Annotated in this window: 13 protein-coding genes; 11 read left to right on the forward strand and 2 right to left on the reverse strand. The window is 42.5% G+C overall.

The window, feature by feature from the left end; genetic code table 11:
- The first annotated feature begins 329 nt into the window (after positions 1 to 329).
- Positions 330 to 1013 (forward strand): hypothetical protein, encoded by a 684-nt coding sequence (locus GMD4S_RS03120; protein ID WP_000730896.1) that lies wholly within the window; start codon positions 330 to 332, stop codon positions 1011 to 1013.
- A gap of 67 nt (positions 1014 to 1080) precedes the next feature.
- Here GMD4S_RS03120 and dusB read toward each other — a convergent pair whose 3' ends face one another.
- Positions 1081 to 2061, reverse strand: a complete 981-nt coding sequence (dusB, locus tag GMD4S_RS03125) for a tRNA dihydrouridine synthase DusB (protein WP_000183317.1) — start codon at positions 2059 to 2061, stop codon at positions 1081 to 1083.
- The gene (gene hslO / locus GMD4S_RS03130; RefSeq protein ID WP_000357863.1) at positions 2048 to 2920 is read right to left on the reverse strand and encodes an Hsp33 family molecular chaperone HslO; all 873 of its coding nucleotides are present in this window, start codon (positions 2918 to 2920) and stop codon (positions 2048 to 2050) included. The genes dusB and hslO overlap by 14 nt, the downstream gene beginning before the upstream one ends.
- 164 nt (positions 2921 to 3084) lie before the next feature.
- On the opposite strand from hslO, the gene GMD4S_RS03135 reads away from it, so the two are divergent.
- From GMD4S_RS03135 to nt5e, 10 genes are all read left to right on the forward strand, one after another.
- Positions 3085 to 4512, forward strand: coding sequence for a helix-turn-helix domain-containing protein (locus tag GMD4S_RS03135; RefSeq protein WP_000280554.1), 1428 nt, complete (start codon positions 3085 to 3087; stop codon positions 4510 to 4512).
- A gap of 156 nt (positions 4513 to 4668) precedes the next feature.
- Complete coding sequence (gene glpK / locus GMD4S_RS03140; RefSeq protein WP_000076794.1) at positions 4669 to 6177, forward strand: glycerol kinase GlpK; 1509 nt, start codon at positions 4669 to 4671, stop codon at positions 6175 to 6177.
- Between the two features lie 41 nt (positions 6178 to 6218).
- Entirely contained in the window at positions 6219 to 8045 is a 1827-nt protein-coding gene (gene glpO, locus GMD4S_RS03145) for a type 1 glycerol-3-phosphate oxidase (RefSeq protein ID WP_000395889.1), read from the forward strand.
- Between the two features lie 70 nt (positions 8046 to 8115).
- The gene (locus GMD4S_RS03150) at positions 8116 to 8820 is read left to right on the forward strand and encodes an MIP/aquaporin family protein (protein ID WP_000975167.1); all 705 of its coding nucleotides are present in this window, start codon (positions 8116 to 8118) and stop codon (positions 8818 to 8820) included.
- A 224-nt stretch (positions 8821 to 9044) separates the two neighbouring features.
- Positions 9045 to 9176, forward strand: coding sequence for a teichoic acid D-Ala incorporation-associated protein DltX (locus GMD4S_RS03155; protein WP_008276434.1), 132 nt, complete (start codon positions 9045 to 9047; stop codon positions 9174 to 9176).
- A gap of 20 nt (positions 9177 to 9196) precedes the next feature.
- Positions 9197 to 10747, forward strand: coding sequence for a D-alanine--poly(phosphoribitol) ligase subunit DltA (gene dltA / locus GMD4S_RS03160; RefSeq protein WP_008276430.1), 1551 nt, complete (start codon positions 9197 to 9199; stop codon positions 10745 to 10747).
- The gene (gene dltB / locus GMD4S_RS03165) at positions 10744 to 11988 is read left to right on the forward strand and encodes a D-alanyl-lipoteichoic acid biosynthesis protein DltB (protein ID WP_000970394.1); all 1245 of its coding nucleotides are present in this window, start codon (positions 10744 to 10746) and stop codon (positions 11986 to 11988) included. The genes dltA and dltB overlap by 4 nt, the downstream gene beginning before the upstream one ends.
- 13 nt (positions 11989 to 12001) lie before the next feature.
- A complete protein-coding gene (gene dltC / locus GMD4S_RS03170; protein WP_000351972.1) occupies positions 12002 to 12241 on the forward strand; it encodes a D-alanine--poly(phosphoribitol) ligase subunit DltC in 240 nt (79 codons plus the stop codon).
- Positions 12234 to 13502: a D-alanyl-lipoteichoic acid biosynthesis protein DltD gene (gene dltD / locus GMD4S_RS03175; RefSeq protein ID WP_000919834.1), complete on the forward strand. Its 1269-nt coding sequence runs from the start codon at positions 12234 to 12236 to the stop codon at positions 13500 to 13502. Before dltC ends, dltD begins: the two co-directional genes overlap by 8 nt.
- A 142-nt stretch (positions 13503 to 13644) precedes the next feature.
- A complete protein-coding gene (nt5e, locus tag GMD4S_RS03180; RefSeq protein ID WP_001042691.1) occupies positions 13645 to 15690 on the forward strand; it encodes a cell surface ecto-5'-nucleotidase Nt5e in 2046 nt (681 codons plus the stop codon).
- Positions 15691 to 15745: the final 55 nt, after the last annotated feature.

Consider the following 15745-nt stretch of genomic DNA (forward strand, 5'->3'; position numbering starts at 1 on the left):
TGATTGATAAGAGCCAATTGTTCCCAAAATCAACCAAGGAAGATACTTGTAATACTTATTTAGCATAAGAGCATACCTCCTATATTCTATTTCAATGTTATTATATTCCTTTGTCTAACACAATGCAAGCGATTACACAAAGGTGATGTAAAAATAGGACTCTTATCTAAAAAATTTTCTATTTTTCTGTTTTATTACGAATAGAAATAGTAGAGAGAAATTTTTTAAAATAGTTTCTCTAAATAGTTGACAGATTCAAGGCTCAATGTTACAATTATATTACAAAAAGATTTCCTAACATTTCAAAAATGTTACAAAGGAGTAGAAAAATGAAAAAGAAAACCTATATCAAATTGATGGCAGCGACTGTATTGGCTTCTACCTTGCTACTAGGAGCTTGTGGAAATAAAAACGAATCCACTCAAACCAGTAGCTCTGCAAAGACAAGTCAATCATCAAGTTCTAAAGCAGCTTCTTCTAGCAAAGAAAGCAAGACACAAAAATCTTCAAGCTCAGCTTCATCTGAAAAAGCTCAGGCATCTTCTGGTCAGTCTTCTACAACGGCAGATCAGTCACAAGCGAAACCAGCACCTGAATCAAGACAAGAACAAGCAGCTCCTAGTCAACAAGCCCCATCTCAGGCACCTTCAACTCAGCAAGACTCTCAAGCCCAGTCTAACCAGTCAGGCTATGATCCAACAACTGACCGCCAACTTCAAGACAAGCAAGCAGAACACAACAAACGCTACAAGGGTGTTTTAACCATGGTCGATGGTGACTTCTCAGCAGCTGCAGGCAACTGGAAGGGAGCAAATGGCGAAACTATTACGGTTTCATCAGGGGGCCAATTTACAGTAGAAACTGCAGATGGAAAGAAAGAAAACTATTCTATCAGAGGCTACTCTTACACCCTTGATGATGGCAAGTATAATGCCAAAATCGGTGGAGGAAAAATCATCCAAATTACAACAGGTGCGGATGGTAAAGTTTCGAGCGTTGCCTTGATTCAATAATAGTACCTAGGTTTTCCTAGGATCTAAAAAACCGTAAACTCCAAGTGAGTTACGGTTTTTTTGTGTATTATGCTTTGTCTAATTGCAAGAGGGCTTCAATCTCTGCTAGGGTGCTAGCTTGTGAAATGGCTCCACGAAGTTTGGCAGCGCCAGATGTCCCCCGGAGGTAGTGAGGAGCGAGGCCGCGGAATTCACGAACGGCTACGTTTTCTCCTTTGAGGTTAATCAAGCGTTTCAAATGTTCGTAGGCGATTTTCATCTTGTCTTCAAAAGTCAAATCAGGGAGAATTTCTCCTGTTTCAAAGTAGTGGTTGATTTGATTGAAGAGGTAGGGATTTCCCATGGCTGCGCGACCAATCATGACAGCGTCAGCACCGACTTCTTCGATACGCTGTTTAGCTTCTTGTACCGTACGGATATCACCATTTGCGATAAATGGAATCTTGGTCAGAGCTTGAGCGACCTTGTGAAGAGTCTCAAGGTCTGCGTGACCTGTGTACATTTGTTCACGGGTACGGCCGTGCATAGCGAGGGCAGAGACACCTGCAGCCTCAGCTGCGAGGGCATTCTCCACGGCTAGGGATGGATCAGACCAGCCAGTGCGCATTTTGACAGTGAGGGGGATATCAAGGACAGATTGGACCTTGTTGATAATAGAGTAGATCTTGTCTGGATCCTTGAGCCACATAGCACCAGCTTCGTTTTTCACGATTTTGTTGACAGGGCAGCCCATGTTGATATCAACGATATCAGTTTTGGTATTTTCTTGGATGAATTCTGCTGCGCGTGCTAGGCTGTCTTCATCGCTACCAAAGAGTTGGATAGAAACGGGGTTTTCGCCTTCATCGATGTGAAGCATGTGTAGAGTTTTTTCGTTGTTGTATTGGATTCCTTTGTCAGAGACCATTTCCATCACAACGAGTCCAGCCCCGAGCTCTTTTGCGATGGTACGAAAGGCTGAGTTGGTGACACCAGCCATGGGTGCTAAAACAGTACGATTGGGAATCTCAACATTGCCAATCATAAAAGGTGTATTAAGATTTGTCACGAATGAGTTCCTCCAGGTCGTTTTCATTAAAGTTATAAGTTGTTTGGCAGAATTGACAAGTGATTTCTGCCCCGTGGTCTTCCTCTTTCATTTCTTCAAGGTCTGAATTTGGAAGGCTGGCAAGAGCGTTCATAAAACGGTCTTTGCTGCAGTCACATTGGAAACGAATTTCTTCTTCAGATAGGCGTTTGTAAGATTCGTCACCATAGATGGCCTTGAGAAGGGATTCGATATGGTCATCGCTTTCTAGAAGGGTTGAGATGGCTGGCATTTCTTGGATGCGTTTTTCAAAGCGGGCAATCTCTTCTTCCTTGGCCCCTGGCAATACTTGGAGAAGGAAACCTCCGGCAACTTTGACCTTGTCGTCTTTATCCAAAAGAACATTGAGGCCGACTGCTGAAGGGGTTTGTTGGCTTTCAGTAAGGTAATAGGCCAAGTCTTCACCGATTTCCCCAGAAATGAGAGGAGTCATGGAGTTGTAAGGATTTCCAGTACCGTAGTCTGTGATAACGAGAAATTGACCGTTTCCAACAAAAGGTCCGACTAGGACTTCACCCGTTGCAGTCTTTTTGATGTCAACGCCTGGATTTTGAACGTAACCTTTGACGTTGCCCTTGGTATCTGCGACCGTGATGATGGCACCGAGAGAGCTGGTTCCAAGAACTTTAACAGTTAGTTTGGTATTTCCTTTTTCATTGGCTGCGAGAATTTGGCTAGCGATAAGGGTACGGCCAAGTGCAACGGTTGAACTGGCTTGAGTTTGATGTTTTTCTTGAGCAGTGCGGACGGTTTCAGTGCTATCAAGGACAAAAGCACGAAAGGCGCCGCTTTCTGATATAGTTTTAATAATTTTATCCATAGCTACTATTTTAGCATAAAAATGCCTAAAGGGGGAGTCGTGTGTTTGCTGTTTCTCTGGAATAATGACGAGGAAATCAACTTTAAAATAAAATGAGAAACAGATTATTTCCGCATTTCTAAGATTTATGCTATTCTTGTAGGAGAAAATGAAAGGGGTAACAAATGTATTTAGGCGATTTGATGGAAAAAGCAGAATCTGGTCAATTTTTAGTCCTTTCCTTTCTATTACAAGATTCGCAGACAACCGTCAAGGAAGCCATGGAAGAAACAGGTTTTTCAAAGGCGACCTTAACCAAGTACATTTCTCTGATTAACGAAAATGCCTTGGAAAGAGGTTTAGAGCTGACCATCCATTTGGAAGATGAAAATCTGCGTCTGTCGATTGGTGCAGCTACCAAGGGGAGAGAGATTCGGAGCTTGTTTCTAGACAATGCCATTAAGTACCAAATTTTGGTTTACCTTCTCTATCACCAACAGTTTCTAGCTCATCAGTTGGCTCAAGAATTGATGATTAGCGAGGCCACGCTTGGTCGCCACTTAGCTAGTCTAAATCAGATTTTGTCAGAGTTTGACTTATCCATCCAAAATGGCCGTTGGCGAGGTCCGGAGCATCAGATTCGCTATTTCTATTTCTGTCTTTTCCGCAAGATTTGGTCCAGTCAGGAGTGGGAAGGTCACATGCAGAAAGCTGAGAGAAAACAAGAGATTGCTACCCTAGAAGAAATCTGCGGTGCTAGCTTGTCTTCGGGGCAGAAATTGGACTTGGTTCTCTGGGCTCATATCAGTCAACAGCGTCTTCGGGTCAATGCCTGTCAGTTTCAGGTTATAGAAGAAAAAATGCGAGGGTATTTTGACAATATTTTCTATCTTCGTTTGCTTCGAAAGGCTTCGTCCTTTTTTGCTGGGCAACATATCCCTCTAGGAACTGAGGATGGTGAGATGATGGTATTCTTTTCATTTCTCCTTTCCCATCGTATTTTGCCCCTTCATACTATGGAGTATATCCTTGGTTTTGGTGGGCAATTAGCTGATTTGCTGACGCAATTGATTCAAGAGATGAAGAAGGAGGAGCTGCTGGGGGACTACACAGAGGACCATGTCACCTATGAACTCAGCCAGCTCTGTGGTCAAATTTATCTATACAAGGGCTATATTTTACAAGATCAGTACAGATACCAGACAGAGAATCGCCATCCCTATTTGCTGATGGAACATGATTTTAAAGGGACTGCAGAGAGAATTTTTCATATCTTGCCAGCCTTTCATCAGGGAACGGATTTGGATAAGAAAATTCTCTGGGAATGGCTCCAGTTGATAGAGTATATGGCAGAAAATGGTGGCCAACATATGAGGATTGGTCTGGATTTGACATCTGGTTTCCTTGTCTTTTCTAGGATGGCTGCCATTTTGAAACGGTATTTGGAATACAATCGTTTCATTACTATTGAAGCCTATGACCCCAGTCGACATTATGATTTGTTAATTACTAACAACCCTATCCATAAGAAAGAACAAACACCTATCTACTATTTGAAAAATGATTTGGATATGGAAGATTTAGCTACGATCCGTCAGATGCTATTTGCCTAAAAGACCTGAGTTTTCAGGTCTTTTTTGTGAAATTCGCACAATCTCCTCACATTTTTTTAAAATTTAAAAAAAATTGATAAACAAGAAAGCGCTTTATTTTGTATACTAGTTACTGTAAAGAGGAACCCCCTCAAGATTTTATCAGGAGGACAGCACATGTCACAAGAAAAATACATCATGGCCATTGACCAAGGAACTACCAGTTCTCGTGCCATCATTTTTAACAAAAAAGGAGAAAAGGTCAGCTCTAGTCAAAAAGAGTTCACTCAGATTTTCCCTCAAGCAGGTTGGGTTGAGCACAATGCCAATGAAATTTGGAACTCTGTTCAGTCAGTTATCGCGGGTGCTTTCATCGAAAGTGGTGTGAAACCAAGTCAAATCGAGGCCATCGGGATTACCAACCAGCGTGAAACAACTGTCGTCTGGGATAAGAAAACAGGTCTCCCTATCTACAATGCTATCGTTTGGCAATCACGCCAAACTGCTCCTTTGGCTGAACAACTAAAAAGCCAAGGTTATGTGGAAAAATTCCATGAAAAGACTGGTTTGATCATCGATGCTTACTTCTCTGCAACCAAGGTTCGTTGGATTTTGGACCATGTAGAAGGCGCTCAAGAGCGAGCTGAAAAGGGTGAATTGCTCTTTGGTACCATTGATACTTGGCTGGTTTGGAAATTGACTGACGGCGCAGCTCACGTAACTGACTACTCAAACGCAGCTCGTACCATGCTCTATAACATCAAGGATCTTAAATGGGATGATGAGATTTTGGAAATCCTCAACATTCCTAAGGCTATGCTTCCAGAAGTTCGTTCTAACTCTGAAATCTACGGCAAGACTGCTCCATTCCATTTCTACGGTGGAGAAGTGCCAATTTCAGGTATGGCTGGGGACCAACAGGCAGCCCTCTTCGGTCAGTTGGCCTTTGAACCAGGGATGGTCAAGAATACTTATGGAACAGGTTCTTTCATCATTATGAACACTGGTGAAGAGATGCAGTTGTCTGAAAACAACCTTTTGACAACCATTGGTTACGGAATCAACGGCAAGGTTTACTATGCCTTGGAAGGTTCTATCTTCATCGCAGGAAGTGCCATTCAGTGGCTTCGTGATGGACTTCGCATGGTTGAAAATTCACCAGAGTCTGAAAAATATGCTCTCAATTCTCACAACAATGACGAAGTTTATGTCGTACCTGCCTTTACAGGTCTAGGGGCTCCATACTGGAATCAAAATGCTCGTGGTTCAGTCTTTGGCTTAACTCGTGGAACAAGCAAAGAAGACTTTATCAAGGCTACTCTGCAATCCATCGCTTACCAAGTACGCGACATCATCGACACCATGCAAGTGGATGCGCAGACAGCTATCCAAGTCTTGAAGGTAGATGGTGGTGCAGCCATGAACAACTTCCTCATGCAGTTCCAGGCTGACATTTTGGGAATCGATATTGCCCGTGCTAAAAACTTGGAAACAACTGCCCTAGGTGCAGCCTTCCTGGCAGGATTGTCAGTGGGTTACTGGAAGGATTTGGATGAGTTGAAACTCTTGAATGAGACAGGAGAACTCTTCGAACCATCGATGAACGAATCTCGTAAGGAACAACTTTATAAGGGCTGGAAGAAGGCTGTGAAAGCAACTCAAGTCTTTGCGGAAATCGATGACTAATACTGGAAGAATAAAGCGACTCAGTTAGAAAGTGTGTAAATATGGAATTTTCAAAGAAAACACGAGAATTATCAATTAAAAAAATGCAGGAACGCACCCTGGACCTCCTGATTATTGGTGGTGGGATTACCGGTGCTGGGGTAGCCTTGCAGGCGGCAGCCAGTGGTCTTGATACTGGTTTGATTGAAATGCAGGACTTCGCAGAAGGGACATCCAGCCGTTCAACAAAATTGGTCCACGGAGGCCTGCGTTACCTCAAACAATTCGACGTAGAAGTGGTGTCAGATACAGTTTCTGAACGTGCGGTGGTTCAACAAATTGCTCCACATATTCCAAAACCAGATCCAATGCTCTTGCCAGTTTACGATGAGGATGGAGCGACCTTTAGCCTTTTCCGTCTCAAAGTAGCCATGGACTTGTATGACCTTTTGGCAGGTGTTAGCAACACACCAGCTGCTAACAAGGTCTTGAGCAAGGATCAAGTCTTGGAACGCCAGCCAAACTTGAAGAAAGAAGGTTTGGTAGGAGGTGGGGTTTATCTTGACTTCCGTAACAACGATGCGCGTCTCGTGATTGAAAACATCAAACGTGCCAACCAAGACGGTGCTCTCATTGCCAACCATGTTAAGGCAGAAGGCTTCCTCTTTGATGAAAATGGCAAGATTACAGGTGTTGTAGCTCGTGATTTGTTAACAGACCAAGTCTTTGAAATTAAGGCTCGTCTGGTGATTAATACAACAGGTCCTTGGAGCGACAAGGTGCGTAATTTGTCTAATAAGGGAACCCAATTCTCACAAATGCGTCCAACTAAGGGAGTGCACTTGGTAGTGGATTCAAGCAAGATCAAGGTTTCACAGCCGGTTTACTTTGACACAGGTTTGGGAGATGGTCGTATGGTCTTTGTTCTCCCACGTGAAAACAAGACTTACTTTGGTACAACGGATACAGACTACACAGGCGATTTGGAACATCCAAAAGTGACTCAGGAAGATGTAGATTATCTACTTGGTATTGTCAACAACCGCTTCCCAGAAGCCAACATCACCATTGATGATATCGAAAGTAGCTGGGCTGGTCTTCGTCCATTGATTGCAGGCAATAGCGCTTCTGACTACAATGGCGGAAATAACGGAACCATTAGCGACGAAAGCTTTAACAACTTGATTGCGACTGTCGAAGCTTATCTATCGAAAGAAAAAACACGTGAAGATGTTGAATCTGCTGTCAGCAAGCTTGAAAGCAGCACATCTGAGAAACATTTGGACCCATCTGCAGTTTCTCGTGGTTCGAGCTTGGATCGTGATGATAATGGTCTTTTGACCCTTGCTGGTGGTAAAATTACAGACTACCGTAAGATGGCTGAAGGAGCTATGGAGCGCGTAGTCGATATCCTCAAAGCCGAATTTGACCGCAGCTTTAAACTCATTAACTCGAAGACTTATCCTGTTTCAGGTGGAGAATTGAACCCAGCAAATGTGGACTCAGAAATCGAAGCCTTTGCTCAACTTGGAGTTTCACGTGGTTTGGATAGCAAGGAAGCCCACTATCTTGCAAATCTTTACGGTTCAAATGCACCGAAAGTCTTTGCCCTTGCTCACAGCTTGGAACAAGCGCCAGGACTCAGCTTGGCAGACACTTTGTCACTTCACTATGCAATGCGCAATGAGTTGGCTCTGAGCCCAGTTGACTTTCTTCTTCGTCGTACCAACCACATGCTCTTTATGCGTGATAGTTTAGATAGCATCGTTGAGCCAGTTCTGGATGAAATGGGACGATTCTATGACTGGTCTGATGAAGAAAAAGCAACTTATCGTGCGGATGTTGAAGCAGCCCTTACTAACAACGATCTAGCGGAATTGAAAAATTAAGAGAAACTAGAAGAGAGGGAGACAAGCCTTCCTTGCCTTCTCTCTCCTTCTTTTAAATGGAGACAAAGATATGATGAAAGAATTATTTGGAGAATTTTTGGGGACCTTAATCCTGATTTTCCTAGGAAATGGTGTTGTTGCAGGTGTGGTTCTTCCCAAAACTAAGAGCAACAATTCAGGATGGATTGTGATTACTATGGGATGGGGAATTGCTGTAGCCGTTGCGGCCTTTGTATCTGGCACGCTCAGTCCAGCCCACCTAAATCCAGCTGTGACGTTTGCTATGGCCTTAAAAGGAACACTCTCTTGGGGTTCTGTTTTCCCTTATATCCTAGCCCAATTCGCAGGAGCGATGGTGGCTCAGATTTTGGTTTGGTTGCAATTCAAACCACATTATGAGGCAGAAGAAAATGCAGGGAATATCTTAGCGACCTTTAGTACTGGACCAGCAATCAAGAATACAGTATCCAACTTGATCAGCGAAATCCTTGGAACCTTTGTTTTGCTCTTGACAATCTTTGCCTTGGGGCTCTATGACCTTCAAGCCGGTTTAGGGACCTTTGCAGTGGGGACCTTGATTGTTGGTATCGGTCTTTCACTAGGTGGGACAACGGGTTATGCCTTGAACCCAGCCCGTGACCTTGGACCTCGTATCATGCACAGCATCTTGCCAATTCCAAACAAGGGAGATGGAGACTGGTCTTATGCTTGGATTCCTGTTGTAGGACCTATCCTCGGAGCGGCCCTAGCAGTTCTCGTATTTTCACTTTTCTAAGATAAAAGAGTTATTGGCAACAGAGTTTGAGATGAAAATCTCAGGCTCTTTTTTGATGGCCAAAACATTAATATTTTAACTTATCTTAAAATAAGCTAAAACCAATTTTTAAGTTATGGTAAACAGTTGAAAAAAAGGTTGATAAAGTGGTAAAATGTTAGGAAGATAAGATACTAACAATACATACTGATAGTTAATAGAAATAATATATTAATGGATAGCTTATGAAAAAACAACGAAATTTACATGTATTCTTAGGCCGGACGGCTCTATATTTTGTAATCTTACTTGGTTTGCTTTATTTTTTTAGTTACCTTGGTCAGAGCCAAGGCACCTTTATTTATAATGAGTTCTAGTTTAAAGGAGAAGAGGAACAGTGTTTAATAAACCGATAAAAGATATGATTGAAACGATTGAGCACTTTGCTCAGACACAAGCCAGTTATCCAGTTTACAATGTTTTGGGGCAAGAGCATACTTATGGTGATCTGAAGGCTGATTCGGATAGTTTGGCTGCAGCTATCGACCAACTAGGCTTGCCTGAGAAATCTCCAGTCGTCGTTTTTGGTGGTCAGGAATATGAGATGTTGGCTACCTTTGTAGCGCTAACTAAGTCAGGCCATGCCTACATTCCAATTGATAGCCATTCGGCCTTGGAACGAGTTTCTGCTATCGTAGAAGTTGCAGAACCGAGCTTGATTATTGCTATTTCAGATTTTCCATTAGAGCAGACAAGTATACCAATACTGAATTTAGAGCAAGTCCATGAAGCCTTTGCTCAAGCTTCTAGCTACGAGATGACCCATCCAGTCAAGGGAGATGACAACTACTACATCATCTTTACTTCTGGTACGACTGGTAAGCCTAAAGGAGTGCAGATTTCCCATGACAATCTCCTCAGCTTTACCAACTGGATGATTACAGACAAGGAATTTGCGACGCCAAGTCGTCCACAAATGCTGGCTCAGCCACCTTATTCTTTTGACCTGTCTGTCATGTACTGGGCGCCGACCTTGGCACTAGGTGGTACGCTCTTCGCTCTTCCTTCAGCCATCACTCAGGACTTTAAGCAACTCTTTGCGACCATCTTTTCATTGCCAATCGCTATCTGGACATCAACACCATCCTTTGCGGATATGGCCATGTTGTCTGAAGACTTCAACAGCGAGAAAATGCCTGACATCACGCATTTCTACTTTGATGGGGAAGAATTGACAGTCAAAACGGCTCAAAAACTGCGCGAGCGATTCCCAGATGCCCGTATTATCAATGCCTACGGTCCAACAGAAGCGACAGTAGCTTTGTCAGCAGTTGCCGTCACTGATGAGATGTTGACGACTCTCAAACGCCTGCCAATCGGCTATACCAAGGCGGATTCTCCGACCTTTATCATTGATGAGGAAGGTAAGAAAGTTCCAAATGGTGAGCAAGGAGAAATTATCGTTTCAGGGCCAGCTGTTTCAAAAGGCTATATGAATAATCCTGAAAAAACGGCAGAAGCTTTCTTTGAGTTTGAAGGACTACCAGCCTACCACACAGGGGATGTAGGAACCATGACAGATGAGGGCTTGCTTCTCTATGGTGGACGCATGGATTTCCAGATTAAGTTTAATGGTTATCGCATTGAGCTTGAAGATGTCTCTCAAAACCTCAACAAGTCTCGCTTTATCGAGTCTGCTGTTGCTGTCCCACGTTATAACAAGGACCACAAGGTGCAAAATCTATTGGCCTATGTCATCCTAAAAGACGGTGTCCGTCAGCAGTTTGAACGTGATATCGATATTACCAAGGCTATCAAAGAAGACCTAGCAGATATCATGATGTCCTATATGATGCCTTCTAAGTTTCTTTATCGAGATAGTTTGCCGCTAACGCCTAATGGTAAAATTGATATCAAGAGCTTGATTAACGAGGTAAACAGTAGATGATGGAGCTTTATAAACAGCTACCTCATTTGGAACCTTATGGTGATCTTCAGTACTTTTTATACGTAATTGTTGCAACTTTACCTATCTTTATCGGTCTTTTTTTCAAGAAACGTTTTGCCTTGTACGAGGTGCTCGTTAGTCTCTTCTTTATCGTCACCATGTTGGTTGGTGGAAAGACGAATCAAATAAGCGCTTTGATCCTTTATGTTATCTGGCAAGTACTTCTTGTATCTTTCTACAAAAGGTACAGGAAACAACGGGATAGTAAATGGATATTTTACCTGGTTAGTTTTCTATCCCTATTGCCTATTGTCTTTGTGAAAGTATCTCCTGCTATTCATGGACCTCAATCTTTGTTTGGATTTTTAGGGATTTCTTACTTAACCTTTCGTGCAGTTGGGGTTATCGTTGAGTTGAGAGACGGTGTCATCAAGGATTTAACGATTTGGCAATTCTTACGTTTTCTTCTCTTTATGCCGACTTTCTCAAGTGGTCCTATTGATCGTTTTAAACGCTTCAATGAAAATTACGAGACCATTCCTGAGCGGGATGAGCTGATGGATATGCTAGAAGAGGCTGTCAAATATATCATGCTTGGCTTCCTCTACAAGTTTATCTTGGCTCACATTTTAGGAGAGACATTATTGCCTCCGCTGAAAAATTTGGCCTTGCAGACAGGTGGTTTCTTTAACCTCTACGCTTTAGCGGTCATGTACACCTTTGGTCTGGAGCTCTTCTTTGACTTTGCGGGCTACTCTATGTTTGCCTTAGCCATTTCAAACTTGATGGGTATTCATAGTCCTGTCAACTTTAACAAGCCCTTTTTGTCAAGGGATTTAAAAGAGTTTTGGAATCGCTGGCACATGAGTCTGTCTTTCTGGTTCCGTGACTTTGTCTTTATGCGGATGGTCATGGTGTTGACCAGAAAGAAGGTCTTTAAAAATCGCAATGTGACCTCAAGTGTAGCCTATATTCTCAATATGCTGATTATGGGATTTTGGCATGGTGTGACCTGGTACTACATCGCCTACGGACTTTTTCATGGGATTGGGCTGGTCATCAATGACGCTTGGGTTCGTAAGAAAAAAGCGCTCAATAAAGAACGGAAAAAAGCTGGAAAGGGTTCCTTACCTGAGAATCGCTGGATTCAGTTGCTTGGCATGGTTGTCACCTTCCATGTCGTGATGGTTTCATTCTTAATCTTTTCTGGATTTTTGAATGATTTATGGTTTAAAAAATAAAAGGATATAAAAAATGGATATCAAATCAGAAGTTATTGAAATTATTGATGAGTTGTTTATGGAAGATGTTTCTGACATGATGGATGAAGATCTTTTTGATGCCGGTGTCTTGGATAGCATGGGAACGGTTGAATTGATTGTGGAGATTGAAAACCGTTTTGACATTCGTGTTCCAGTGACGGAGTTCGGTCGTGATGACTGGAATACGGCTAATAAAATCGTAGAAGGTATTACGGAGTTGAAGAATGCTTAAACGCTTGTGGCTGATCTTCGGGCCTATCTTCATTGCTGGATTTTTGGTTCTTCTACTCATCTTTTTTTATCCAGGTACAACAAGCCATAATCTGACGGAGGAGAAATACTCGGCGGCTTCTGTTAGTGCAGAGAGTTTTAAAGAGAGAAGCCAAAAAGTAAGGGCTCTTACGGATCCAAATATGCGTTTTATTCCTTTTCTAGGGTCCAGTGAATGGATTCGATTTGATAGTGTCCATCCAGCTGTTTTAGCAGAAAAATACCATCGTCCCTATCGTCCTTACTTTCTAGGTCAAGCAGGAGCAGCCTCTCTCAATCAATATTTTGGTCTACAGCAAATTTTGCCAGAAATAGAGAATAAGCAGGCTGTATTTGTGATTTCGCCTCAGTGGTTTACGGAGACAGATTATGAACCCGCAGCGTTTCAGAGATTTTTTAACAGTGACCAATTAACAGCTTTTTTGGGAAATCAATCTGGTGACATTGCTGCAAAGCATGCGGCTATTCGATTGTTAAAGCAGAATCCTAATGTTGCATTGAAAGGCATTGTTCAAAAACTGTCAAAGGGTGAAGAATTATCAGATGTTGATCAGGTTGCTATTGATATTTTTGCGCGATTCAACGAAAAACAATCCGCTCTCTTTGGACAATTCTCCATTCGAGGACAACTCAAGTACAAGGAACACGTGGAGAACTATTTAAAAGATCTTCCGGATCAATTTTCTTATGATGAGTTAGAAAAAATTGTTCGTAAGGACGCAGAAGCAAATACGACCAATAACGATATGGGGATGGAAAATCATTTCTATACGAGAGAGATTCAAAAGGATTTAAAAAAATGGGAAGGGTATCAAAAAAATTACAACTTCCTCAAGTCCTCTGAATACAATGATTTGCAGCTGGTCCTCAATCAATTTGCTAAGTCGAATGTCAATGTGCTCTTTGTCATTCAGCCGGTTAACAAGAAGTGGATGGAGTACACAGGGCTCAGTGAAGAGATGTACCAGCATGCAGTGGAGAAAATTCGTTACCAATTAGAAAGTCAGGGTTTTACCAATATTGCTGATTTTTCAAAAAATGGAGGGGACCCTTATTTTGTTAAGGATACCATTCATCTAGGATGGTTAGGTTGGCTAGCTTTTGATAAGGTTGTCAATCCTTTCTTGACGGATCCGAAACCAGCTCCAGACTACAAGATGAATGACCGCTTCTTTAGCAAGGACTGGGCGACCTATGATGGGAACATCAAAGATTTCAAATAGAATGGTCTAAAAGTTTGGGAATTAAACCCAAGCTTTTTTGTTTAAATGGCGAATATTTAAGATGAAAATAGGTCAAAAGTTTCAAAATTTTTAGAAATAGCGTATAATATAAAAGAGAAAAAGAAAAGAAAGGGATTTTAAAATGAACAAACGTTCTTTATTACCTGTCTTATCGACAGCCCTGTTAGCTCCAGCCTTCTTAGCTGGACAGGTCTATGCTGAAGAAGCAACTGCCCCTGCAGAAAGTCCTGCAGTTATAGCAAATCCAGCAAATTCAGCAACTTCAGAAACTCCTGCAGCTCCAACAACAGAGGCGGCAAGTCCTACAAGTGCTGAATCGACGGAAGCAAAGGAAGCTCCTGTTGAATCTCCTAAAAGCGAAGAAAAAGACACCGTTATCTTACACACCAATGATGTTCATGGCCGTATTGTAGAGGAAAAGGGCGTAATTGGAGATGCCAAGCTAGCGACTGTCATTGAGCAGGAACGTGCGAAATCAACTCAAAATACTCTAGTTGTTGATGCGGGAGACGCTTTCCAAGGTTTGCCGATTTCCAACTCTACCAAGGGTGAAGCGCGTGCTGAAATTCTCAATCAGATGCAGTATGATGCCATGGCAGTAGGAAATCATGAGTTTGACTTTGGTTTAGACGAAGCTAAGAAATACAAGGAAATCTTGAAATTCCCATTACTTAGCTCAAATACTTATGTCAATGGAGCTCGTCTTTTTGAAGCTTCTACAATCGTTGATAAAGATAAGACTGTGGAAGGTGATGAGTTTGTTGTAATCGGCGTGACAACACCTGAAACAGCAACCAAAACTCACCCTAAAAATGTCAAAGGGGTAACTTTTACAGATCCAATCTCTGAAGTCAATAAGGTCATCGAAGAAGTTCAAGCCAAGGCTCGTGCAGAAGGTAAGGACTACAAACACTATGTTGTGCTGGCTCACTTGGGTGTGGATACCACAACCCCAGTAGAATGGCGTGGTTCAACTTTGGCAGAAGCTCTCTCTAAAAATCCTCGTCTCAAAGGCAAACGTGTGACAGTTATTGATGGGCATTCTCATACAGTAGCTTCCACAACTTATGGCGACAATGTTACCTATAACCAAACAGGAAGTTACCTTCATAATGTTGGGAAGGTTATCTACAAATCACGTCAGCTTTTGGGCAATCCAACTCAGATTCCGGCTGCTGATGCTAAAAAATTACCAGCCAATCCAACAGTTGAAAAACTAGTCAAAGACATTAAACAAAAATACGATGCTGAAAATGCAGTTGAGATTGTTTCAAACAGCCCTGTAGAACTAAACGGTGATCGTGAAAATGTTCGGGTCCGTGAAACCAACCTCGGAAACGTCGTGGCAGACTCGCTCTATCAGTATGGTCAAACAGGATTTAGCCATCCGACTGACATCGCTGTGACAAATGGTGGTGGCTTGCGTGAAACCATTGCAAAAGGCAAACCGATCACTAAAGGAAATGTCATTGCCGTTCTTCCATTTGGAAATACCATCTCACAAATACAAGTGACTGGGCAACAAGTATTGGATATGTTTGAAAAATCACTCGGATCTATCTTGCAGGTCGATAAGGATGGCAAGAAGGTCTTGGATGAGAACGGGCAACCATTGTTGGAGCCAAGTGGTGGTTTCTTGCAAGTTTCAGGTGTGAAGGTCTACTATGATACCAACCTACCATCAGGCAAACGTGTCTTGGCCATCCAGGTCAAAAACCGCACGACTGGTCGTTATGATCTTCTAGACCTTGCAAAGACGTACTATCTTGCAACCAATGATTTCTTAGCTGCGGGTGGTGATGGCTACACGATGTTAGGTGGTGCGCGAGAAGAAGGTCCTTCTATGGATGCTGCCTTTGAAGAGTATCTGAAAACCGCTGATTTGACCCAGTATGAAAAGATCAATCCGAACTCACGGACGATTTCTGTGGATTCTAAAAACTTTAGTCTACCAGTAGAAACGCCTCAAACGAATGCAGCTGCTAGCGATGCGACTACAAATGTGCCATTGACTTATGAGGTGGCAGGTCAATTTAGCAAGAAGGCAGTTGTCTCAGAAAAGGCCCTCCCAAATACAGGAAGCGAACAGTCCATCTTCTTGCTCTTGATGGGAATGGTAGCTGGTTTGGCAGGTATCTTATCGAGTCGAAAACCAAAGCAAAAATAGGTTAAATTTTACATCTAGAAGAGTCTAGGGAAACGTTTTTACGCCTTTTTCCCTT

It is taken from the genome of Streptococcus sp. GMD4S (genome assembly GCF_000296955.1).